This window comes from Pseudomonas sp. RG1, from assembly GCF_025910115.1.
Lineage (GTDB): Bacteria > Pseudomonadota > Gammaproteobacteria > Pseudomonadales > Pseudomonadaceae > Aquipseudomonas > Aquipseudomonas atacamensis.
The window spans coordinates 111,121-133,731 of sequence record NZ_JAPCIK010000016.1 but is presented as its reverse complement, the minus strand read 5'-3'; the positions used below and the strand labels follow the sequence as shown (position 1 = coordinate 133,731).

19 protein-coding genes are annotated in these 22,611 nt (G+C 60.5%); 5 read left to right on the top strand and 14 right to left on the bottom strand.

The genetic code is table 11. The features are described from left to right. Positions 1–2 precede the first annotated feature (2 nt). The 7 genes from sigX to ppsA form a co-directional block, all read right to left on the bottom strand. A complete protein-coding gene (gene sigX / locus OK411_RS10105) occupies positions 3–593 on the bottom strand; it encodes an RNA polymerase sigma factor SigX (RefSeq protein ID WP_016773832.1) in 591 nt (196 codons plus the stop codon). Positions 594–683: 90 nt separating this feature from the next. After that, a complete protein-coding gene (locus OK411_RS10100) occupies positions 684–1,508 on the bottom strand; it encodes a mechanosensitive ion channel family protein (RefSeq protein ID WP_016773831.1) in 825 nt (274 codons plus the stop codon). A gap of 2 nt (positions 1,509–1,510) precedes the next feature. Then, positions 1,511–1,759 (bottom strand): hypothetical protein, encoded by a 249-nt coding sequence (locus OK411_RS10095; RefSeq protein WP_003223293.1) that lies wholly within the window; start codon positions 1,757–1,759, stop codon positions 1,511–1,513. Between the two features lie 63 nt (positions 1,760–1,822). After that, a complete protein-coding gene (locus tag OK411_RS10090; RefSeq protein WP_151551273.1) occupies positions 1,823–2,818 on the bottom strand; it encodes a zinc transporter ZntB in 996 nt (331 codons plus the stop codon). 21 nt (positions 2,819–2,839) lie between these two features. Beyond that, entirely contained in the window at positions 2,840–3,331 is a 492-nt protein-coding gene (gene rraA / locus OK411_RS10085; RefSeq protein WP_039762996.1) for a ribonuclease E activity regulator RraA, read from the bottom strand. Between the two features lie 211 nt (positions 3,332–3,542). Next, on the bottom strand, positions 3,543–4,532 hold the full coding sequence (locus tag OK411_RS10080; RefSeq protein WP_136493904.1) for an alpha/beta fold hydrolase: 990 nt from the start codon (positions 4,530–4,532) through the stop codon (positions 3,543–3,545). A 185-nt stretch (positions 4,533–4,717) separates the two neighbouring features. Next, complete coding sequence (gene ppsA, locus OK411_RS10075; protein ID WP_136493903.1) at positions 4,718–7,093, bottom strand: phosphoenolpyruvate synthase; 2,376 nt, start codon at positions 7,091–7,093, stop codon at positions 4,718–4,720. A gap of 174 nt (positions 7,094–7,267) precedes the next feature. Between ppsA and OK411_RS10070 the strand changes: the two genes are divergently transcribed. Beyond that, on the top strand, positions 7,268–8,086 hold the full coding sequence (locus tag OK411_RS10070; protein ID WP_016773826.1) for a pyruvate, water dikinase regulatory protein: 819 nt from the start codon (positions 7,268–7,270) through the stop codon (positions 8,084–8,086). 133 nt (positions 8,087–8,219) lie between these two features. On the opposite strand, the gene prpD is transcribed toward OK411_RS10070, so the two are convergent. The 6 genes from prpD to OK411_RS10040 form a co-directional block, all read right to left on the bottom strand. Then, the gene (gene prpD / locus OK411_RS10065; RefSeq protein WP_264364813.1) at positions 8,220–9,704 is read right to left on the bottom strand and encodes a 2-methylcitrate dehydratase; all 1,485 of its coding nucleotides are present in this window, start codon (positions 9,702–9,704) and stop codon (positions 8,220–8,222) included. Between the two features lie 186 nt (positions 9,705–9,890). Then, positions 9,891–11,081 (bottom strand): 2-methylaconitate cis-trans isomerase PrpF, encoded by a 1,191-nt coding sequence (prpF, locus tag OK411_RS10060; RefSeq protein ID WP_264364812.1) that lies wholly within the window; start codon positions 11,079–11,081, stop codon positions 9,891–9,893. 55 nt (positions 11,082–11,136) lie between these two features. Continuing rightward, positions 11,137–13,731 carry a Fe/S-dependent 2-methylisocitrate dehydratase AcnD gene (gene acnD / locus OK411_RS10055; RefSeq protein WP_110601314.1) on the bottom strand — a complete coding sequence of 865 codons (2,595 nt, stop codon included), beginning with the start codon at positions 13,729–13,731 and terminating at the stop codon, positions 11,137–11,139. Positions 13,732–13,928: 197 nt separating this feature from the next. Then, on the bottom strand, positions 13,929–15,056 hold the full coding sequence (prpC, locus tag OK411_RS10050; RefSeq protein ID WP_264364811.1) for a 2-methylcitrate synthase: 1,128 nt from the start codon (positions 15,054–15,056) through the stop codon (positions 13,929–13,931). Between the two features lie 137 nt (positions 15,057–15,193). Next, positions 15,194–16,087, bottom strand: a complete 894-nt coding sequence (prpB, locus tag OK411_RS10045; RefSeq protein WP_024012298.1) for a methylisocitrate lyase — start codon at positions 16,085–16,087, stop codon at positions 15,194–15,196. Further along, positions 16,084–16,806, bottom strand: coding sequence for a GntR family transcriptional regulator (locus tag OK411_RS10040; protein ID WP_172834046.1), 723 nt, complete (start codon positions 16,804–16,806; stop codon positions 16,084–16,086). The genes prpB and OK411_RS10040 overlap by 4 nt, the downstream gene beginning before the upstream one ends. Before the next feature lie 414 nt (positions 16,807–17,220). Between OK411_RS10040 and OK411_RS10035 the strand changes: the two genes are divergently transcribed. The 4 genes from OK411_RS10035 (at position 17,221) to pabB (ending at position 21,861) form a co-directional block, all read left to right on the top strand. After that, on the top strand, positions 17,221–17,757 hold the full coding sequence (locus OK411_RS10035) for an ATP-dependent zinc protease (protein WP_016773819.1): 537 nt from the start codon (positions 17,221–17,223) through the stop codon (positions 17,755–17,757). A 5-nt stretch (positions 17,758–17,762) separates the two neighbouring features. Continuing rightward, positions 17,763–19,298: an inactive transglutaminase family protein gene (locus OK411_RS10030; protein WP_016773818.1), complete on the top strand. Its 1,536-nt coding sequence runs from the start codon at positions 17,763–17,765 to the stop codon at positions 19,296–19,298. Beyond that, positions 19,298–20,284, top strand: a complete 987-nt coding sequence (locus OK411_RS10025; protein ID WP_217879655.1) for an alpha-L-glutamate ligase-like protein — start codon at positions 19,298–19,300, stop codon at positions 20,282–20,284. Before OK411_RS10030 ends, OK411_RS10025 begins: the two co-directional genes overlap by 1 nt. A gap of 233 nt (positions 20,285–20,517) precedes the next feature. Then, a complete protein-coding gene (gene pabB / locus OK411_RS10020; RefSeq protein ID WP_264364810.1) occupies positions 20,518–21,861 on the top strand; it encodes an aminodeoxychorismate synthase component I in 1,344 nt (447 codons plus the stop codon). A 94-nt stretch (positions 21,862–21,955) separates the two neighbouring features. Here the strand turns inward: pabB and thrH are convergent, their stop codons facing one another. Continuing rightward, positions 21,956–22,573, bottom strand: coding sequence for a bifunctional phosphoserine phosphatase/homoserine phosphotransferase ThrH (thrH, locus tag OK411_RS10015; RefSeq protein WP_217879653.1), 618 nt, complete (start codon positions 22,571–22,573; stop codon positions 21,956–21,958). Positions 22,574–22,611 lie beyond the last annotated feature (38 nt).

The following is a 22,611-nucleotide window of genomic DNA, read 5'->3' as shown; positions in this document are numbered from 1 at the left end:
AACTAAGTTTCAGCAATGCCTGCAAATTTCTCACGCAATTTATCTAGAGCGCGTTTGTAACGCATTTTTGTCGCACTCAAACCCATGTGCATGATGTCTGCGATCTCCTGAAACTCCAGCTCTGCGACAAATCGTAGCACCAGAATTTCGCGGTCAATCGGATTCACATACACCAGCCAGCGATCAAGCCCACCCTTCTCCTCCGGTTTCGGCGCCTTTTCTTCAGACGCTTCTTCAAGAGGGTCCAGACTGAGAGCGTCCATCAAGCGACGCTTACGCCGTTCCTTCCGATACTGCGTGATGCATTCGTTGTAAGTGATGCTGTAAAGCCAGGTTTTGAACTTCGATTTCCCCTCGAAGTTCTTCAGGCCGTACAGCACCTTCAGCATCACTTCCTGACAGACATCGTCTGCGTCGCGATCGTTCCCAAGATATCTCGCGCAGACGTTAAATAATGTTCGCTGGTAACGCCGCATCAACTCTTCGTAGGCGCGCGTTACGTGAAACAGCTCGGTATGCGAGCGCGCGACCAACTCCTCATCAGAGAGCTCGCGGGGGTCGTAGCGCGTGGATAGCGGTTGGGCTTTATTCAAAACAAGTCGTGCCGACAGTCAGGTCAATGTCCGCCACAACCAGCCTCGGCTGGCATTTTGCGGCGGCATACATTAGCAGGGTTTGCCGGTTTAGCGGCTACTCACATGCTGTTCCAGCAGGATCCGATTGGAGAGAGAGACTAGCTCACCCTCATCGGTCAGCAATGTGGTTTTAACCGTGCCGATCTCTTCGATCTGGCCTTCGACCTCGCCAACACGCACTTGTTGCCCAACCTCGTACAGCTCACGCACATAGATTCCCGCAAGAATCTGACCGGCAATTTCCCGGCTTCCCAAACCCATGGCCAGCGCAACTGCCAGACCAACGGTAATCAATACGATAACAATCACATGGTTCAGCAGGTCAGTCTTGACCTCGAGCTGGCTGATCGCAACCGAGATGCTGATGATGATCACCAGCCCCTGCGCGATCCGCCCCAACCCCGAAGCGTAGTCCAGGCCTACGCCTTCTGCTGCGCCGCGCACCAGCCCGTTGGCCAGTTGCGCCAACAGGACCCCGACCAGCAACACCAGCGCGGCGCCGAATACTTTCGGCAGATACAACGCCAGCATGTCCAGCGTAGCTGAAACTCGCTCGAGGCCAAGGGATTCTGCCGCAGAAACCAGAAAAATCAGCAGAACGAACCAGTAGACGATTTTACCGATCAGCGTCGAGATCGGCACCTGCAGCCCGGCACGCGACATTAGCTTGGTCAGCCCGGTGCCGCCCATCAGGCGATCGAGGCCCAGTTTTGCGAGCAATTTGGAGAGCAAGGTGTCGAGCAGCTTGGCCACGACGAAACCCAACAGCAGCACAACCAGTGCGCCGAACAGGTTCGGAATGAAGTTAGCGACTTTGGTCCACAACGCAGTCATTGCAGTGACGAGGCTCTGAGTCCAGAGATCAAGTTCCATATTCAATCAGCCTTATCAGCAGTGCGAGCGGTAGTTTTACGAAGACGGGAAACCGGCGAGACATGCGCCGAGCCATTGTTCAGGGCGATCATCAGCGCGGGCAGCCAGCGGCCCAGCAGGCTGAACAGATCACCGGCGCCGACCTGGCGGTTGGCGGTTTTGAGTACGCGGCCCAGGCACGCATCGTCGTCGCGGCTGGACGGCGAAGCGTTGAGCATGTCGCGCAAAGACTGTTCAAACGGATCGTGCATACGCACCTCTCGTGATGTCTGTGAAAGACGCGGGCAGATTTGCTCGGGTCACATGCGCCATGTTCACACCCAGCGCAATCGACGGAACAACCACCACTGGCCGCATGCCAGGGCGAGCACCGTCAGACAGGCGATCAGGAAGCCATACGGGCTTTCGGCGAACGGAATACCGCCGACATTTATCCCGAGCAGACCGGTGATGAAACTCATCGGCAAAAAGATGCAGGTAATGATGCCGAAGCGATACATGGTGCGGTTCATGTGCACGCTCAAACGCCGGTCTTCGGCCTCCAGCACAAGCCCCACGCGCTCTCGAGTCAATTCCAGCTCTTCCAGATAACGGGTCAGGCTGTTGTTCAATTCGTTCCAGTAGTCGGCGTCGTCTTCGACGAACCACGGCAGTTTGATCCGCGTCAGCTGTCCGAAAATATCCCGCTGTGGGGCGAGAAAACGCTTCAGCCCAGCGGCTCTGCGGCGGATGTGCAAAATGGCCCCGTGCTCGGGGGTATACCGTTCGTCGGCGTCGAGTTTTTCTTCCTCTTCATCGACCACTTCCGACAGGCACGCAACCAGATCCTGCACTTTATTGGTGAGGAACTGCGCCAGATACAGCATCAATTCAGAGGAAGTTTTCGGCCCTTTGCCCTCAACCAGCAGCGCCAGCAACTCATCCGTAGCCCGCAACGGACGCAAGCGCAGGGAAATCACCCGCTGAGCCGAGGCGAAAATCCGCACCGAGACCATGTCTTCCGGCTCGGCGCCGGGATTGAGATTGACCCCGCGCAGAAACAGCAACAGCTCGGAGTCGGGCAATGGCAACAGACGCGGGCGGGTATTCTCTTCCAGCAACAGATCGCAGGTGAATTCATTGAGCCCGCTGGATTTGCGCAGCCAGGTACGGGTCTGCGGATGGCTGCGATCCCAGTGCAGCCACAGGCTTTCATGGGCCTGCAGCTGCAAATCGTCGAGCTCAGTCCGGGCTATCGAACGCGCACCGCCCTTGCCGTCCAGCACCAGGGCATGCACCAGCCCCCATTGCGCGTTTTCTTCCTCGAACATCCGCATCCCTTGTCGAAAATCTTATTCAGGCATTTTCAGCGGAGTCGGCGAAACGATCACGCCGTTGTTGTCCGCATAAATGTACTGGCCTGGGTGGAACGTCACGCCGGCGAAAGTCACCGGGACGTTGAGGTCGCCAATGCCGCGCTTGTCGGTTTTCATCGGATGGCTGGCCAGCGCCTGCACGCCGAGATCGGTCTGCGCAATGACGTCGACGTCACGGATGCAACCGTAGATCACCAGCCCTTCCCAACCGTTCTGCGCGGCCTTGGCGGCGATCATGTCGCCCAGCAGGGCGCGACGCAGCGAACCGCCGCCATCGACCACCAGCACTTTGCCTTTGCCGTTGAGTTCGGCCTGCTCCTTGACCAGCGAATTGTCTTCGAAGCATTTGATGGTCACGATTTCGCCGCCGAAGGAATCCCGGCCGCCGAAATTGCTGAACATCGGTTCCAGCACCTGCACCAGCTCCGGGTAGGCGTCGCACAGGTCAGGCGTAAGGTAATGTTCCATCGAAAAACTCCTGTAACAAGGAAGACGATCAAGGGATGCCGCATTCTGATGAGACGAGTTCCGGCGGTCGCTGTTTACCTTAGTCCATGGCATGGTCGCTGACGCAACCTGAACAAAACCTGAAACGTAATAGCTAAACAGTCACGAAATATGACCAGAACCGCACAATGCGTCATATCTTAGCCGCAAGCCAGGCTGAACGGAACGCCCTTCACACTGCGGCGGCCAGATTCGCTGGCTGCTCAAGCAACGGTGTCTGCTGATCCTTCAACCAGCGCGCCACCAGCGGCCACACTTCAGCCTGCGCTGCTTTGCTCACCAGCATTTCGACATGGCCGAAATTATCCGAGAAGCCCTGCTCGCGGCCCAGGTTGATGAACTGCTTGTGCTCGGCGCCGATCTGTTCGAACAGCTTGCGGCAGGCCCACGCCGGATCCTGATGATCACCCGCTGCCGTCACAGCCAATACCGGCACCTGCACCTCGGCAAGCCCGGCCCACCAATCCTTGTCCTTGTCGCCGAAGCGGCCGAACAAGCCGTACCAGCGCATGCTTTCGATGGCCAGGCCGATCGGCTCGTCTTCCGGGCCGCGTTTGAGACGTGAGCCGGACAACTGCGCGAAACGTTTGAGAATAAAGCGCCCGCCCCACTCCACCGGTGGGATTTTCAACGGCCAGTAGGTGCGGCTGACCTGGGTGCCGAAAAACGCCGCCGAGGCCACGGCCGGTTCGCCGAGATATTCGCCACCGAGCGCCGCCGCCAGGGTGATGCCGCCCAGCGAATGGCCGATCCAGTGCGGGATCTGTCCGCTCTGCTCACGCACGAACGCGGCAATCGCCGGCAGATCGTAGCGGGCGTAGTCGGCCACGCGGTTGCGCCGATAGTCTTCGTTGCGCTGGGACAGGCCGTGACCGCGCATTTCCGGAATCCACACGTCGAAGCCCAGCCGCGTCAGATACGCGCCGAGCCCGAGGCCTTTGGGGGAAAACCAGAAGCGCCGATTGGAAAAGCTGCCGTGCAACAGAATCACCGGCACGCCGCGTGGCGCCGTGTCATCGGCCATGCCCAGGCGGGTGACGGCGATCTCCACGGACCAGTCCGGGCTGTTGCCGGGTTTCAATCGATAGACGTCTTCGCTCAGATCGCCGCGCCGCTCGGCGCTGATCAGCGCGACAGGAAACAGGTTGCTGCTGCTTTGCATAATGCTCTTGCACAAAAAAGGGCGGCATCCGCTGGAGCCCGCCCTACTTCAATCTCAAGGCCCGGCCCATGTGGGAGCGAGCCTGCTCGCGAAAGCGGTGTATCAATCAACATCCATGGTGAATGTTGCTCCGTCTTCGCGAGCAGGCTCGCTCCTACAGGGGGCGCGGCCCGTTCACATGTTGATCAAGCCTGTGCCTGACCTTCGGCGAGGAAGAACCAGGTTTCCAGCACGGTGTCCGGGTTCAGCGACACGCTTTCGATGCCCTGTTCCATCAGCCACTTGGCCAGATCCGGGTGGTCCGAAGGACCCTGACCGCAGATGCCGATGTACTTGCCGGCCTTGTTGCAGGCCTGAATGGCGTTGGCCAACAGCTTCTTCACCGCCGGATTCCGCTCGTCGAACAGGTGCGCGATGATCCCCGAATCGCGGTCCAGACCCAAAGTCAGTTGGGTCAGGTCGTTGGAGCCGATCGAGAAACCGTCGAAGAATTCGAGGAATTCCTCGGCCAGAATCGCGTTGGATGGCAGTTCGCACATCATGATCACGCGCAGACCGTTCTCGCCGCGCTTCAAGCCGTTCTCGGCGAGCAGATCGACCACCTGGCTGGCTTCGCCGAGAGTGCGGACGAACGGCACCATGATTTCAACGTTGGTCAGGCCCATCTCGTTGCGCACACGTTTCAGCGCGCGGCATTCGAGTTCGAAGCAGTCGCGGAACGATTCGCTGATGTAACGCGAAGCGCCACGGAAGCCCAGCATCGGGTTCTCTTCTTCCGGCTCGTAGAGCTTGCCGCCGATCAGGTTGGCGTATTCGTTGGACTTGAAGTCCGACAGACGCACGATGACTTTCTTCGGCGTGAACGCTGCAGCCAGGGTGCTGATGCCTTCCACCAGTTTGTCGACGTAGAAGTCGACCGGGTCGCTGTAACCGGCAATACGCTTGTCGACGCTGTCCTTGATTTCCTGCGGCAGGCCGTCGTAGTTCAACAGCGCTTTCGGGTGCACGCCGATCATGCGGTTGATGATGAATTCCAGACGCGCCAGACCAACGCCGGCGTTCGGCAATTGGGCGAAGTCGAAGGCGCGGTCCGGGTTGCCGACGTTCATCATGATCTTGAACGGCAGCTCCGGCATGGCGTCGACGGAGTTCTTCTTGATGTCGAAGCCCAGTTCGCCTTCGAAAATGTAGCCGGTGTCGCCTTCGGCGCAGGATACGGTCACGCCCTGGCCATCCTTCAGCAGCTGGGTGGCGTTGCCGCAACCTACCACAGCCGGGATGCCCAGCTCACGGGCGATGATCGCCGCGTGGCAGGTACGCCCGCCACGGTTGGTGACAATGGCGCTGGCGCGCTTCATCACCGGTTCCCAGTCCGGGTCGGTCATGTCGGAAACCAGCACGTCGCCCGGCTGGACCTTGTCCATTTCCGAGACGTCTTTGATGATGCGTACTTTGCCGGCGCCGATGCGCTGGCCGATCGCCCGACCTTCCACCAGCACGGTGCCGGTTTCCTTGAGCAAGTAACGTTCCATCACGTTGGCCTGGGTGCGGCTTTTCACGGTTTCCGGACGCGCTTGCACGATGTACAGCTTGCCGTCGTCACCGTCCTTGGCCCACTCGATGTCCATCGGGCAGCCGTAGTGCTTCTCGATGATCATCGCCTGCTTGGCCAGCTCACTGACTTCGGCGTCGGTCAGGCAGAAACGCGCGCGTTCGGCCTTGTCGACATCGACAGTCTTGACCGAACGACCGGCCTTGGCCTCGTCGCCGTAGATCATCTTGATGGCTTTGCTGCCCAGGTTGCGGCGCAGGATGGCCGGACGACCGGCTTCCAAGGTGCCTTTGTGTACGTAGAACTCATCGGGGTTGACCGCGCCTTGTACGACGGTTTCGCCCAGGCCGTAAGCGCCGGTGATGAATACCACGTCACGGAAACCGGATTCGGTATCGAGGGTGAACATCACGCCGGCGGTGCCGGTTTCCGAACGCACCATGCGCTGCACGCCAGCCGACAGGGCGACCAGTTTGTGGTCGAAGCCCTGGTGCACGCGGTAGGAAATCGCACGGTCGTTGAACAGCGAAGCGAACACCTCTTTGGCGGCGCGGATAACGTTTTCCACACCACGGATGTTCAGGAAGGTTTCCTGCTGACCGGCGAAGGACGCGTCCGGCAGGTCTTCGGCGGTGGCGGAAGAACGCACGGCCACGGCCACGTCAGGGTTGCCGGCCGACAGCGCGGCGAACGCGGTGCGGATCTCGGTGTTGAGCTTTTCAGGGAATTCGGCGTCCATGATCCATTGGCGGATCTGCGCGCCGGTCTTGGCCAGGGCATTGACGTCGTCGACGTCGAGCGCGTCGAGGGCCTTGTGGATCTGATCGTTCAGGCCGCTCAGTTCGAGGAAGTCACGATAGGCCTGAGCCGTCGTGGCGAAGCCGCCGGGGACCGAAACACCGGCGCCTGCCAGGTTACTGATCATCTCGCCCAGGGATGCGTTCTTGCCCCCCACATGCTCAACATCGTGTTTGCCGAGCTTATCGAGGGAAACTACGTACTCTACCAAGGTGATCTCTCCACTAACTGTGTTGGAAAAGCTCAGAAACCGGCGGCCCGGGGGAGCCTTGGCCGGTTGTATGGCCTGGACCTGGAAAATAAGTGAGAATGCGGGCCAATGGCGGCCGGCAAATCGCGCCTATCATATCCAAGATTCGTTACTAGCTTAAGGCCCAAGGTGCAAATGAAACGATCTGCTTTCTTCATCTCCGATGGCACCGGCATTACCGCCGAAACCCTGGGTCAAAGCCTGTTGGCGCAGTTCGAAAACATTACCTTCAGCAAATTCACGCGGCCCTACATCGACAGCGTGGAAAAAGCGCGGGCCATGGTACAACAAATCAACAAAGCCGCTGAAACCGACGGCTTTCGCCCGATCATCTTCGACACCATCGTCAATCAGGACATTCGTGAGATTCTCGCAACGTCCAATGGTTTCATGATCGACATTTTCTCGACCTTCCTCGCGCCGCTCGAACAGGAGCTCACCGAGCATTCTTCCTACACCGTCGGCAAATCCCATTCGATCGGACACAACTCCAATTACATGGAGCGCATCGAGGCGGTGAACTTCGCCCTCGACAACGATGACGGCGCGCGCACCCACTATTACGACAAAGCCGATCTGATACTAGTGGGCGTGTCGCGATGCGGCAAAACGCCGACGTGTCTGTACATGGCCATGCAGTTCGGTATCCGCGCGGCCAACTATCCGCTGACCGAAGACGACATGGAACGCCTGACCCTGCCCACCGCCCTGCGCGCCCATCAGCACAAGCTGTTCGGCCTGACCATCGACCCCGACCGCCTGACCGCGATCCGCAATGAGCGCAAGCCCAACAGCCGTTATTCGAGCTACGCCCAGTGCGAATTCGAAGTGCGCGAAGTGGAAAACCTGTTCCGCCGCGAGAACATTCCGCACATCAATTCCACGCATTTCTCGGTGGAAGAGATTTCGGCGAAGATTCTCGTGGAAAAAGGCGTTGAGCGGCGGTTCAAGTAGGTTTGCGGTGCCTGATCTGACGCTATCGCGGGCAAGCCCGCTCCCACAGGTTCTGAAGGCGTTCACAATTTCTGTGTTCATCACCATTCCCTGTGGGAGCGGGCTTGCCCGCGAAGAACGATAACGCGGTCCGTCAGATCACAAACAGGTCGATGAATCGATTCACCGGCGTGGCTTCAAGCTGCGCCTGATCCTCGCACAGCGCAAAAATCTCAGCGCAACGCTGCCCGGCAAACCGCGCGGCCAGATTGGCCTTGAACTTGTCCTCCAGCAACGGAATGCCCTCGGCGCGGCGGCGGCGATGGCCGATCGGGTACTCCACCACGACGTTGTCGGTGCTGCTGCCGTCCTTGAAAAACACCTGCACGGCGTTGGCGATCGAGCGTTTGTCAGGCTCAAGGTATTCGCGGGTGAAGCGCGGTTCTTCAACGATGAGCATTTTTTCGCGCAGCACATCGATGATCGGATGCGCCTTGTGGAAGTCGTCTTCGTAGTGCTCCGCCACCAGATTGCCGAATGCCAGCGGCACGGCGGTCATGTATTGCAGGCAGTGGTCGCGGTCGGCGGCATTGGCCAGCGGGCCGACCTTGGAAATGATGCGGATCGCCGATTCATGGGTGGTGATGACGATGCGGTCGATCTCATGCAGCCGATTGCGAACCAGCGGATGCAAGGTCACCGCCGCCTCGCATGCCGTCTGCGCATGGAATTCGGCGGGGAAACTGATCTTGAACAGCACGTTTTCCATCACGTAACTGCCGAGCGGCCGGGAAAAGCTGAAAGCGCGTTTGTCCGCAGGTTTCAGCGCCAGATCGTTGTTGGTGTGGCTGAACGATACGTCATAGAAGCCCCACTGCTTCGCGCTCAGCACACCGGGAATGCCCATCTCACCGCGCATGGCGATGTCGGCCAGACGCACGCCGCGACTCGTCGCATCCCCCGCCGCCCAGGATTTGCGTGAGCCGGCGTTTGGCGCATGGCGATAGGTGCGCAGCGCCTGACCGTCGGCGAAGGCGTGGGACAGCGCCGACAGCAGCTGCTCGCGATTGGCGCCCATCAGTCGGGCGCTGACGGCGGTCGAGGCGACTTTCACCAGAATGACGTGATCCAGTCCTACCCGGTTAAAGGAGTTTTCCAGAGCGATCACGCCTTGAATCTCGTGGGCAATGATCATCGCTTCCAGCAGATCGCGGACCGTCAGCGGCGCTTCACCGTTAGCGATGCGTTTCTGTGACAGGTGATCAGCAACGGCGAGGATGGCACCGAGGTTGTCCGATGGATGGCCCCATTCGGCGGCAAGCCAGGTGTCGTTGTAGTCCAGCCAGCGGACTATGCAGCCGATGTCCCAGGCGGCTTTGACCGGGTCGAGACGATAACTGGTGCCGGGCACGCGCGCACCGAACGGTACAACCGTGCCTTCGACGATCGGGCCGAGGTGTTTCGTGCATTCGGGGAAACGCAGGGCCAGCAGACCGCAGCCCAGCGTGTCGATCAGGCAATTGCGCGCGGTGTTCAGCGCCTCGGCGGATTCGGGCTTGAAGGTGAGGACGTAGTCGGCGATGTCCTGCAGGACTGCATCGTAATCGGGGCGGTTGTTCAGGTCGACGTTGGCGCTCATGTTCGATTCACTCGTGAAGTGGTTCGTTGATGGGACCTCGGTTCAGGGCTAACGATTTCTTATGATTGAAGTGCAATCCACTGTGGGAGCGAGCCTGCTCGCGAAGGCTGAGTGTCAGTCAACATTTGCATGTCTGATGCATCGCTTTCGCGAGCAGGCTCGCTCCCACAGGGATATTGCTGTTGCTTAAAAGCAATCGCCGGGCACGCGGACATAGCCTTCCATGAGCACCCGCGCACTGCGGCTCATGATGGCTTTCTTCACCACCCACTCGCCATTCTCCAGCGTCGCCTCGGCGCCCACGCGCAACGTCCCGGACGGATGGCCGAAACGCACCGCGTTGCGTTCGATCCCACCAGCAGCAAGATTTACTAACGTCCCGGAAATCGCCGCCGCCGTGCCGATCGCCACCGCTGCCGTGCCCATCATCGCGTGGTGCAGTTTGCCCATCGACAACGCGCGCACCAGCAGGTCCACGTCACCAGCAGCGATCGCTTTACCGCTCGACGCCACGTAATCCGCAGGCTTGGCGACGAACGCAACTTTCGGCGTGTGTTGCCGCTTGGCGGCTTCTTCCAGATTGGCGATCAGGCCCATGCGCAACGCACCGTAAGCACGAATTGTCTCGAACATCAGCAGCGCTTGCGGATCGCCGTTGATCGCGCCTTGCAGTTCGGTGCCGGTGTAGCCGATGTCTTCGGCGTTGACGAATATCGTCGGGATCCCGGCGTTGATCATGGTCGCCTTGAACGTGCCGACACCCGGGACCTCAAGCTCATCGACCAGATTGCCGGTGGGGAACATCGAGCCACCGCCGCCCTCTTCTTCCGCCGCCGGATCCATGAATTCGACCTGCACTTCGGCCGCCGGAAAGGTCACGCCGTCGAGTTCGAAATCACCGGTTTCCTGCACTTCGCCGTTGGTGATCGGCACGTGGGCGATGATGGTCTTACCGATGTTGGCCTGCCACACGCGCACCACCGCTACGCCGTTGTGCGGAATGCGGCTGGCGTCGACCAGACCGTTGCTGATGGCGAACGAACCGACCGCCGCCGAGAGGTTGCCGCAGTTGCCGCTCCAGTCGACGAACGGCTTGTCGATCGACACCTGGCCGAACAGGTAATCGACGTCGTGATCGGCGCGGGTACTTTTCGACAGGATCACGGTTTTGCTGGTACTCGACGTCGCGCCGCCCATGCCGTCGATCTGTTTGTCGTAGGGATCGGGGCTGCCGATCACTCGCAGCAGCAACGCGTCGCGCGCCGGGCCTGGGACCTGCGCTGCTTCGGGCAGATCCTTGAGGCTGAAGAACACGCCTTTGCTGGTGCCGCCGCGCATGTAAGTCGCAGGGATTCTGATTTGTGGTGCGTGAGCCATGATTGCTCCTTCTAAGCCGCCAAGGGACTCATCACCCCTCGGCCGCTAAACCTGTTTAAACGGCTACCGCCGATCCTTCGAGGAAGTCCTGTGCGAAGCGCTGCAACACGCCGCCGGCCTCGTAGATCGACACTTCTTCAGCGGTATCGAGACGGCAGGTCACCGGCACTTCGACGCGCTCGCCGTTCTTGCGATTGATCACCAGCGTCAGATCCGCACGCGGCTTGCGCTCGCCGATCACGTCGTAGGTTTCGCTGCCATCGATGGCCAGGGTGTGGCGGTTGGTGCCGGGTTTGAATTCCAGCGGCAACACACCCATGCCCACCAGGTTGGTGCGGTGAATGCGCTCGAACCCTTCAGCGGCAATCGCCTCGACACCGGCCAGGCGCACGCCTTTCGCCGCCCAGTCACGGGACGAACCCTGGCCGTAGTCAGCGCCAGCGATGATGATCAGCGGCTGCTTGCGCTGCATGTAGGTTTCGATGGCTTCCCACATACGCATGACCTGGCCTTCCGGCTCGACGCGCGCCAGCGAACCCTGTTTGACCTTGCCGTTTTCCACGACCATTTCGTTGAACAGTTTCGGGTTGGCGAACGTCGCGCGCTGGGCCGTCAGGTGGTCGCCACGGTGGGTGGCGTAGGAGTTGAAGTCCTCTTCCGGCAGGCCCATTTTCGCCAGGTATTCGCCGGCGGCGCTGTCGAGCATGATCGCGTTCGATGGCGACAGGTGATCAGTGGTGATGTTGTCCGGCAGCACCGCCAGCGGGCGCATGCCCTTCAGCGGACGGGCGCCGGCCAGCGCGCCTTCCCAGTACGGCGGACGGCGGATGTAGGTGCTCATCTCGCGCCAGTCGTACAGCGGCGCGACTTTCGGCCCGGTGTCTTCATGCACGGCAAACATCGGAATGTAGACCTGACGGAACTGCTCAGGCTTGACCGAAGACTTCACCACCGCATCGATTTCTTCATCGCTCGGCCAGATGTCTTTCAGGCGGATGTCCCGGCCATCGACCACGCCCAGCACGTCTTTCTCGATATCGAAACGGATGGTCCCGGCGATCGCGTAGGCAACCACCAGCGGCGGCGAGGCGAGGAATGCCTGTTTGGCGTACGGGTGAATGCGGCCGTCGAAGTTGCGGTTGCCGGAAAGCACCGCGGTCGCGTACAGATCGCGGTCGATGATCTCTTGCTGGATCAGCGGATCGAGGGCGCCGGACATGCCGTTGCAAGTGGTGCAGGCAAACGCCACGACGCCGAAACCGAGCTGTTCCAGCTCAGTGGTCAGCCCCGCTTCATCGAGGTACAGCGCCACGGTTTTCGAACCGGGCGCCAGCGAGGATTTGACCCACGGCTTGCGCGTCAGGCCGAGCTTGTTGGCATTGCGCGCCAACAGGCCGGCGGCAATGACGTTGCGCGGGTTGCTGGTGTTGGTGCAACTGGTGATGGCGGCGATGATCACCGCGCCGTCGGGCATTTGCCCCGGCACGTCATCCCACTGGCCGGAGATGCCTTTGGCCGCCAGATCCGATACCGCAACGCGGGCGTGCGGGTTGCTCGGGCCGGCCATGTTGCGCACCACCGAGGACAAATCGAAGGTCAGGCCACGCTCGTATTGCGCACCTTTGAGGCTGTCAGCCCACAGGCCGGTGAGCTTGGCGTATTGCTCGACCAATTGAACCTGCTGGTCTTCACGACCGGTCAGTTTCAGGTAATCGATGGTCTGCTGGTCGATGTAGAACATCGCCGCCGTGGCGCCGTATTCCGGGGCCATGTTGGAGATGGTCGCGCGGTCACCGAGGGTCAGCGCTGCCGCGCCTTCGCCGAAGAACTCGAGCCAGGCGCCAACGACTTTCTGCTTGCGCAGGTATTCGGTCAGGGCCAGGACCATGTCGGTAGCGGTGATGCCCGGTTGCAGCTTGCCGGTCAGTTCGACGCCAACGCTTTCCGGCAGACGCATCCACGACGCACGGCCGAGCATCACGCTCTCGGCTTCAAGGCCGCCGACGCCGATGGCAATCACACCCAGCGCATCGACGTGCGGGGTGTGGCTGTCGGTGCCGACGCAAGTGTCGGGAAACGCCACGCCTTCGCGCACCTGAATCACCGGCGACATTTTCTCCAGGTTGATCTGGTGCATGATGCCGTTGCCCGGCGGGATCACATCGACGTTCTTGAAGGCCTTTTTGGTCCAGTTGATGAAGTGGAAACGGTCTTCGTTGCGGCGATCTTCGATGGCGCGGTTCTTCTCGAAGGCCTGGGCATCGAAACCGCCCGCCTCGACGGCCAGCGAGTGGTCGACGATCAATTGCGTCGGCACCACCGGGTTGACCTGCGCCGGGTCGCCGCCCTGCAAAGCGATGGCATCGCGCAGGCCAGCGAGGTCGACCAGCGCGGTCTGGCCGAGGATGTCATGGCAGACCACCCGCGCCGGGAACCACGGGAAATCGAGATCGCGTTTGCGTTCGATCAGTTGCTTGAGGGAATCGGTGAGCGTGGCCGGGTCGCAGCGACGCACGAGGTTTTCCGCGAGCACGCGGGAGGTGTACGGCAAGGTGTCGTAGCTGCCAGGCGCAATCGCCTCGACCGCCGCGCGGGTGTCGAAGTAATCCAGCGGCGTGCCGGGCAGGTTCTTGCGGAATTCTGTGTTCATCGGGTCAGGACTCGGGTCACGGTGGTTGCAAAGGGTGGGCCAGAAACCTGAGTTACACACCGTCCACTGTGGGAGCGAGCCTGCTCGCGAAAGCGGTAGATCAGTCGACATCCTTGTTGGATGCCAGTCCGTCTTCGCGAGCAGGCTCGCTCCCACAGGGTCTAGCGGGGTTCTCTGGTTCCGGGTCAGCTCACCATTCAGCGACGTTCGATTGGCACGAACTTGCGCTGTTCGACGCCGGTGTATTCGGCGCTTGGGCGGATGATGCGGTTGTTGGCGCGTTGTTCGAACACGTGCGCGGCCCAGCCGGTCAGGCGCGAGCAGACGAAGATCGGCGTGAACAGCTTGGTCGGGATGCCCATGAAGTGGTAAGCCGAGGCGTGATAGAAGTCGGCATTCGGAAACAGTTTCTTCTGCTCCCACATGGTCTTGTCGATGGCCTCGGAAACCGGGAACAACACCTTGTCGCCGACCTCGTCCGCGAGTTTTTTCGACCAGCCCTTGATCACCTCGTTGCGCGGGTCGCTGTCCTTATAGATCGCGTGGCCGAAACCCATGATCTTGTCCTTGCGCTCGAGCATGCCGAGGGTGCCTTTGATCGCCTCTTCCGGCGAACCGAAGCGCTCGATCATTTCCATCGCCGCTTCGTTGGCGCCACCGTGCAACGGGCCACGCAGCGAACCGATGGCCGCCGTCACGCACGAGTACAGATCCGACAAGGTCGAAGCGCATACGCGCGCGGTGAAGGTTGAGGCATTGAATTCGTGTTCGGCGTAGAGGATCAGCGACACGTTCATGACTTTGACGTGCAGTTCGCTTGGCTTCTTGCCGTGCAGCAAGTGCAGGAAGTGGCCGCCGATGGTCGGTTCGTCGCTGACGCAGTCGATGCGCTTGCCGTCGTGGCTGAAGCGATACCAGTAGCACATGATCGCCGGGAACGCGGCGAGCAGACGGTCGGTCTTGTCGCGCTGTTCGGAGAAGTCTTTCTCCGGTTCGATGTTGCCGAGGAACGAGCAACCGGTACGCATGACGTCCATCGGGTGGGCGTCGGCGGGAATTCGTTCAAGCACTTCCTTGAGTGCCTGCGGCAGGTCGCGCAGCTTGCTCAGTTTGCTTTGATAGTCGGCCAGTTGCGCTGTTGTCGGCAGTTCGCTGTACAGCAGCAGATAGGCGACTTCTTCAAATTGCGCGTCGGCGGCCAGTTCACGCACGTCGTAGCCGCGATAGGTCAGCCCGGCACCGGCCTGGCCCACGGTGGACAGTGCGGTTTGCCCGGCTACCTGGCCACGGAGCCCGGCGCCACTGAGTACTTTTGCTTCGGCCATTGTGTTCTCCAATCTTCTTGAATTTGTATGGGGAAACTTGTGGGAGCGAGCCTGCTCGCGAAAGCGCTGGATCAGTCGACATCAATCTTGGATGTCAGTCCGTCTTCGCGAGCAGGCTCGCTCCCACAGGGTTTTGTTCAGCCTTTCTTCTGTGCAAACAACGCATCGAGCTTCTGCTCGAACGTGTGGTAATCGATACGATCGTAGAGCTCCATGCGAGTCTGCATGGTGTCGATGACATTCTGTTGCGTGCCATCGCGGCGGATCGCGGTGTAGACGTTTTCCGCTGCCTTGTTCATCGCGCGGAACGCCGACAGCGGGTAAAGCACCAGCGAGACGTCAGCGCCGGCCAGTTGTTCGGTGGTGTACAGCGGCGTTGCGCCGAACTCGGTGATGTTGGCCAGGATCGGTGCTTTCACACGATTGGCGAACAGCTTGTACATGTCCAGTTCGGTAATCGCTTCCGGGAAGATCATGTCGGCGCCGGCTTCGATGCACGCTGCCGCGCGATCAAGTGCCGATTCCAGACCCTCCACTGCCAGTGCGTCGGTACGCGCCATGATCACGAAGCTGTCGTCGGTACGGGCATCGACGGCGGCTTTGATGCGATCGACCATTTCCTGCTGGCTGACGATTTCTTTATTGGGGCGATGGCCGCAGCGCTTGGCGCCAACCTGGTCCTCGATGTGAATCGCCGCCGCGCCGAACTTGATCATCGACTTGACCGTGCGCGCGACATTGAAGGCCGACGAGCCAAAACCGGTGTCAACATCCACCAGCAGCGGCAGGTCGCAAACATCGGTGATACGGCGTACGTCGGTGAGCACGTCGTCCAGCCCGGTGATGCCCAGGTCCGGCACGCCCAGAGAACCTGCGGCCACGCCGCCGCCGGACAGGTAGATCGCCTTGAAACCGGCGCGCTTGGCCAGCAGCGCGTGGTTGGCGTTGATCGCGCCGACCACTTGCAAAGGATGCTCGCTGGCGACCGCATCGCGGAAGCGCTGGCCCGGCGTGTTCAGGTTGGAAGTCATGCATCACCTCGTTCAGTGGCTGTCTTGTTGTGGGCGCCGTCCTCGTAGTGACGGGCGATGTTGCGTTTCGAGGCGCCGATGTGGCGGCGCATCAACAATTCCGCGAGCTCGCCGTCACGGTCGGCGATGGCATCGAGAATGCGGTGGTGTTCGGCGAAAGCCTGGTGCGGGCGATTCGGCGTGGTGGAAAACTGGATGCGGTACATGCGCACCAGTTGATACAGCTCGCCGCAGAGCATCTGCGTCAGCGTGCGATTGCCGCTGCCCTGGATGATCCGGTAATGAAAGTCGAAATCGCCTTCCTGCTGGTAGTAACCGACGCCGGCCTGAAACGCCGCATCGCGCTCGTGGGTTTCCAGCACCCGGCGCAGTTCGTCGATTTCCTCGACGCTCATGCGCTCGGCGGCGAGGCGGCAGGCCATGCCTTCGAGGGATTCACGGATTTCGTAGAGTTCGATCAATTCGGCATGGCTGAGCGAAACCACCCGCGCACCGACGTGCGGCACACGCACCAGCAGGCGCTGGCCTTCCAGACGATGGATCGCCTCACGCAGCGGCCCCCGACTGATGCCATAAGTACGCGCCAGTTCCGGCTCGGAGATCTTGCTGCCCGGGGCGATTTCGCCTTTGACGATAGCGGCCTGGATGCGGCGGAAGACGTTTTCCGACAGCGTCTCGGAATCGTCGCCATTGATGACCGGGGGATCGAGTTGATCCAGCATGATTGTCGACACCTTTAAATCCAATGCGGCAAAAACTAGCCAATCTGGCCCGATGAGTCAAAGGATAAATAGGTATTGTCGACAATCGTCTAATAACCGCAATCTACTGGGCACTCAGCCAGTGTGGGAGCGAGCTTGCTCGCGAAAGCGGAATGTCAGTCAACGTGGCTTCGAATGGCACGCCGCCTTCGCGAGCAAGCTCGCTCCCACAGGGGCTGCCACAAGGATAATTGCTCAACGCCTATGGGTCGGCGCAAGCGCTGGCGCCATAAAACCACCGTGCTAGAATGCCGCCCGCATTTGCGGGTCTTTAGTACGGCTTGCCATAAAAAGCTGCCAGGCACACGCGGGGGCTTGCGCACGGTTGCGCGGGCACCTGAACCGATAACGGAACGCTGCGCACCAGGATTTATGAGACTCAAGCCTTTCCCCACCTTTTTTGCTCTGTTTTGCCTGCCGGGCCTCGCCGCCGCGGGGGAAAAAACCGTGTACGGCCTCAACGAATACGCTTCGCTTGACGGCATCAATCTCGAAGTTGCGGCCAAACTCGACACCGGGGCGAAAACCGCCTCGCTGAGCGCCCGCGACATCAAACGTTTCAAACGCAACGGTGAATCCTGGGTACGTTTCTACCTGGCCATCGACACCGCGCATTCACACCCCATCGAACGGCCGCTGGCGCGGGTCAGCAAGATCAAGCGCCGCGCCGGCGACTACGATCCGGAAGAAGGCAAGCAGTACACCGCCCGTCCGGTGATCGAGCTGGATATCTGCATGGGTTCGGCAATGCGCAGCATCGAAGTGAACCTCACCGACCGAAGTGCGTTCCAATACCCGCTTTTGATCGGCTCCGAGGCGCTGAAACGCTTCGACGCGCTGGTCGACCCCAGTCTTAAATACGCTGCCGGCAAACCTGCCTGCACCATCGCCGCTCACACCGCCGAGTAATTTCCATGCGTTCTCTAACCTTCCACCTGAAAATCCTGATCGCCGTGCTGGTGCTGCTGGGCGTTTCGGTTACGGCCTATCAGATTTTCGTGCTCGGCATCCCGGTGACCGAAGACGCCACCGACGACCTGTGGAACATCGACGCCAAGGTCGAGTTCGTCGCCAGCACCAAGGATCCGGTGAAGATCCAGATGTTCGTGCCGCCGTTGAGCCGCGATTACGTGAGCCTCAACGAAAGCTTCATCTCCAATAACTACGGCGTCGCGGTCAACCGCATCGACGGCAACCGCAAGGTGACCTGGTCGGCCCGTCGCGCCAAGGGCAACCAGACGCTGTATTACCGTCTGGTGCTGACCAAGCGCTACACCGCGGAAAAATCCAAGGTCAAAGGCCCGACCTTCCGTGACAGCATGGTCATCGAAGGCCCGGAAAAAATCGCCGCCGAAGCCCTGCTCGCGCCGATCCGCCAACACTCGGCCGACGTCGAAACCTTTATTGGCGAGGCGATCAAGCGCGTTAACAATGTCAACGACGACAACGTCAAATTGCTGCTGGCTGGCGATCCGTCGACTTCGCACAAAGCCAAGATCGTCGAACTGCTGCTGTCGATTGCCCACGTTCCGGTAGAAAAAGTCCACACCATCCGCCTCGTCGCCGATCAGCCTCAGACTCCCGAGCTGTGGCTGCGCAGCTTCAACGGCAACGACTGGCTGTACTTCAACCCGGAAACCGGTGAACAAGGCCTGCCGACCGATCGCCTGCTGTGGTGGACCGGCGACGAAAACCTGATCACCGTCGACGGCGGCAAGAAAGCCAACGTGACTTTCAGCCTGAACAACAGCGAGATGAACGCGATTCGTCTGGCCAAGCTGACCGACGAAAACACTGACGCCAACTTCCTCGATTATTCGCTGTACGGCTTGCCGCTGCAGACCCAGCAGACCTTCATGATCATGGTGATGATCCCGATCGGCGTGCTGGTGATCCTGATCCTGCGCAACCTGATCGGCCTGCAGACCCTGGGCACATTCACCCCGGTGCTGATCGCCCTCGCCTTCCGCGAAACGCAGCTGGGCTTCGGCATTCTGCTGTTCACGGTGATCACCGCGCTGGGCCTGTCGCTGCGCTCGTATCTCGAACATCTGAAGCTGCAAATGCTGCCGCGCCTGTCGGTGGTGCTGACGTTCGTGGTGGTGTTGATTGCGGCGATCAGTCTGTTCAGCCACAAGCTGGGGCTTGAGCGTGGCTTGTCGGTGGCGCTGTTCCCGATGGTGATTCTGACCATGACCATCGAACGACTGTCGATCACCTGGGAAGAACGCGGCGCCAACCATGCGCTGAAAGTCGCGATCGGCACGCTGTTCGCCGCCTCCCTGGCGCACCTGATCATGACCGTGCCGGAGTTGGTGTACTTCGTGTTTACCTTCCCGGCGATCCTGCTGATTCTGGTCGGATTCATGCTGGCGATGGGTCGCTATCGCGGCTACCGCCTGACCGAACTGGTACGTTTCAAGGCCTTCCTGAAGAAGGCTGACGCCTGATGTTCGGTTTCTGGAAGACCTGGAAGGCCCTCGAGGCGCGCGGCATCATGGGCATCAACCGCCGCAACGCGGACTACGTGCTCAAGTACAACAAGCGCAGCCTGTACCCGATCGTCGATGACAAGATCCTCACCAAGGAACGCGCCATCGCCGCCGGTATCCACGTGCCGGAGCTGTACGGGGTGATCTCCACCGAGAAGGAAATCGACAAGCTCGACGAGATCATCGGCGGGCGCAGCGACTTCGTGATCAAACCGGCGCAGGGCGCGGGTGGCGACGGCATCATCGTCATCGCCGACCGCTTCGAAGGCCGTTATCGCACGGTGTCGGGCAAGATCCTCGCCCACGAAGAGCTGGAGCATCACATCTCCAGCATCCTCACCGGCCTGTACTCGCTGGGCGGCCACCGCGACCGCGCACTGATCGAATACCGCGTGACCCCGGACCAGATCTTCAAAAGCATCAGCTACGAAGGCGTGCCGGACATCCGCATCATCGTGCTGATGGGCTACCCGGTGATGGCGATGTTGCGTCTGCCGACCCGTCAGTCCGGCGGCAAGGCCAACCTGCACCAGGGCGCCATTGGCGTTGGTGTGGATCTGGCCACCGGTTTGACTCTGCGCGGCACCTGGCTGAACAACATCATCACCAAACACCCCGACACCACCAACGCGGTGGACGGCGTGCAACTGCCCTACTGGGACGGTTTCATGAAACTCGCCGCCGGCTGCTATGAGCTGTGCGGGCTGGGTTATATCGGCGTGGACATGGTGCTCGATCAGGAAAAAGGCCCGCTGATTCTCGAACTGAATGCGCGGCCGGGGCTGAACATTCAGATCGCCAACGATTGCGGCCTGACCTTGCGTACCCATGCGGTTGAAGCGCGGCTGGAAGAGCTGAAGGCGCGGGGCGTTAAGGAATCGGTAGAAGAGCGGGTGGCGTTTACCCAGGAGATGTTTGGGCATATTCCTGCGGTCGAGGTCTGATCCTCCACATTGATCGTTCCCACGCTCTGCGTGGGAATGCAGCCCGTAACGCTCCGCGTCACAGTGGACGCAGAGCGTCCATGGCGGCGTTACCACGCGGAGCGTGGGAACGATCAAAGAACCCGAGCTTCAACTCTGCCGCCCATCTGCCAATCGCCGACATCCCCTCTAGGAGCAATTCCCGCAGAGGACTACAATCCCCACCCCGCCTCAACGGCCGATCTGCCCCGCCCATGCTGACCTGCTCCGTACACCCACTGCCCTACCGCGCCAATCCGGCCGACTATTTCGCGGCCATTCGCAACGCACCCGGCGCCGTGCTGCTCGACAGCGGCCGGCCGAGCGCTGAACGCGGCCGTTATGACTTGCTCAGCGCCTGGCCGCTGGAACAATTGGCAGTATTGCCGGACGAGAACGGTGCGCACTTTGTGCAGCGCCTGCGCGACAACCTCAGCCGCTTGGGCGAAGCTCAGTTGCCTGCCGGGTATGAATTACCATTCGCCGGCGGGCTGATCGGCTATCTGAGCTACGACTTCGGCCGGCATCTGGAAAACCTGCCGAGTCAGGCGCTGGATGACCTGCAACTGCCCGATGCGCGTTTTGGCCTGTACGACTGGGCGCTGATCAGCGATCACCACGGGCAAACCAGCCAATTGGTCTTTCATCCAACGCTTGTCGACAGTGAACGGCAGCGATTGGTCGCGCTGTTCACTCAGCCTCAAGTTGACGCGCTGGCGCCCTTCAAACTGAACGCCCCGATGGCCGCTGATCTCTCGGCCGACGATTACCGTCAGGCCTTCGAACGCATTCAGGACTACATCCAGGCCGGCGACTGCTATCAGGTCAACTTCGCGCAACGCTTCCGCGCGCAATGCCAGGGCGATCCGTGGCTGGCTTACTGCGCTTTGCGTCAGGCCTGCCCGACGCCGTTCTCCGGGTTCCAGAGCCTGCCCGACGGCGGCGCAGTGCTGAGCCTGTCACCGGAACGTTTCGTCAGAGTCAGCCAGCGCCAAGTCGAAACCCGTCCGATCAAGGGCACCCGCCCCCGTGGCGTCACCCCAGCCGAGGACGCCGCCAACGCCGCCGAACTGCTGGCCAGCCCCAAGGATCGCGCGGAAAACCTGATGATCGTCGACCTGCTGCGCAACGACCTCGGGCGCACCTGCCGCATCGGCTCGGTGCGGGTGCCGGAGTTGTTCAGTCTGGAGAGCTATCCGAACGTGCATCACCTGGTCAGCAGCGTGACCGGTGAACTGGCGGCGGATCGTGATGCGCTGGACCTGATCTCGGGCAGCTTCCCCGGCGGCTCGATCACCGGCGCACCGAAGATTCGGGCGATGCAGATCATCGACGAGCTGGAGCCGACCCGGCGCGGTCTGTATTGCGGCTCGTTGCTGTATCTGGACGTGCGCGGCGAGATGGACAGCTCCATCGCCATTCGCAGTCTGCTGGTCAAGGATGGTCAGGTGTGCTGCTGGGGCGGCGGCGGGATCGTCGCCGATTCGGACTGGCAGGCGGAGTATCAGGAGTCGATGACCAAAGTGCGGATCCTGCTCGATACCCTGCAGAACCTCTGACAGCTTAGAAGCTTCGCGAGCAGGCTCGCTCCCACATTTGGAATACATTTCCCTGTGGGAGCGAGCCTGCTCGCGAAGACGTCCTACCAGACGACTACAAACTCAACTCTCTATTACAGGCCTTGAGAAATTCCTGTTTCAGCTCTTCAAACGTATGCACCGCCGGAAACTGCGGAAACTCGCGAATCACGTTGTCCGGCGCATGGAACAGAATCCCCGCATCCGCCTCGCCGAGCATGGTCGTGTCGTTGTACGAATCACCCGCCGCGATCACCCGGTAGTACAGACTCTTGAACGCCAGCACCGACTGACGCTTGGGATCTTTCTGGCGCAGTTGATAGCCAGTCACCCGACCGCTTTCGTCAGTGATCAAGCGGTGGCAAAGCAGAGTCGGGAAGCCCAGCTGGCGCATCAGTGGCTGTGAAAACTCATAAAAGGTGTCCGAGAGAATCACCACCTGGAAACGCTCGCGCAGCCAGTTGACGAACTCCACCGCACCGTCCAGCGGTTTCAGCGTGGCGATGACTTCCTGAATGTCCGAGAGCTTGAGGCCGTGCTCATCGAGGATGCGCAAACGCTGCTTCATCAAAACGTCGTAATCGGGAATGTCCCGAGTGGTGGCCTTGAGGGCGTCGATTCCGGTTTTTTCGGCGAACGCGATCCAGATTTCCGGTACCAGTACCCCTTCAAGATCCAGGCAAGCAATTTCCACAGGACACTCCCATTTGTAGTGATTATTGAGTCAAGCGA

What these genes read in the sequence shown, in the direction of transcription:
- OK411_RS10100 (WP_016773831.1), bottom strand. Translation starts at nt 1,508, where the DNA reads ATGGAACTTGATCTCTGGACTCAGAGCCTCGTCACTGCAATGACTGCG.
- OK411_RS10095 (WP_003223293.1), bottom strand. Translation starts at nt 1,759, where the DNA reads ATGCACGATCCGTTTGAACAGTCTTTGCGCGACATGCTCAACGCTTCG.
- OK411_RS10090 (WP_151551273.1), bottom strand. Translation starts at nt 2,818, where the DNA reads ATGTTCGAGGAAGAAAACGCGCAATGGGGGCTGGTGCATGCCCTGGTG.
- rraA (WP_039762996.1), bottom strand. Translation starts at nt 3,331, where the DNA reads ATGGAACATTACCTTACGCCTGACCTGTGCGACGCCTACCCGGAGCTG.
- OK411_RS10080 (WP_136493904.1), bottom strand. Translation starts at nt 4,532, where the DNA reads ATGCAAAGCAGCAGCAACCTGTTTCCTGTCGCGCTGATCAGCGCCGAG.
- OK411_RS10070 (WP_016773826.1), top strand. Translation starts at nt 7,268, where the DNA reads ATGAAACGATCTGCTTTCTTCATCTCCGATGGCACCGGCATTACCGCC.
- prpD (WP_264364813.1), bottom strand. Translation starts at nt 9,704, where the DNA reads ATGAGCGCCAACGTCGACCTGAACAACCGCCCCGATTACGATGCAGTC.
- prpF (WP_264364812.1), bottom strand. Translation starts at nt 11,081, where the DNA reads ATGGCTCACGCACCACAAATCAGAATCCCTGCGACTTACATGCGCGGC.
- acnD (WP_110601314.1), bottom strand. Translation starts at nt 13,731, where the DNA reads ATGAACACAGAATTCCGCAAGAACCTGCCCGGCACGCCGCTGGATTAC.
- prpC (WP_264364811.1), bottom strand. Translation starts at nt 15,056, where the DNA reads ATGGCCGAAGCAAAAGTACTCAGTGGCGCCGGGCTCCGTGGCCAGGTA.
- prpB (WP_024012298.1), bottom strand. Translation starts at nt 16,087, where the DNA reads ATGACTTCCAACCTGAACACGCCGGGCCAGCGCTTCCGCGATGCGGTC.
- OK411_RS10035 (WP_016773819.1), top strand. Translation starts at nt 17,221, where the DNA reads ATGAGACTCAAGCCTTTCCCCACCTTTTTTGCTCTGTTTTGCCTGCCG.
- OK411_RS10030 (WP_016773818.1), top strand. Translation starts at nt 17,763, where the DNA reads ATGCGTTCTCTAACCTTCCACCTGAAAATCCTGATCGCCGTGCTGGTG.
- OK411_RS10025 (WP_217879655.1), top strand. Translation starts at nt 19,298, where the DNA reads ATGTTCGGTTTCTGGAAGACCTGGAAGGCCCTCGAGGCGCGCGGCATC.
- pabB (WP_264364810.1), top strand. Translation starts at nt 20,518, where the DNA reads ATGCTGACCTGCTCCGTACACCCACTGCCCTACCGCGCCAATCCGGCC.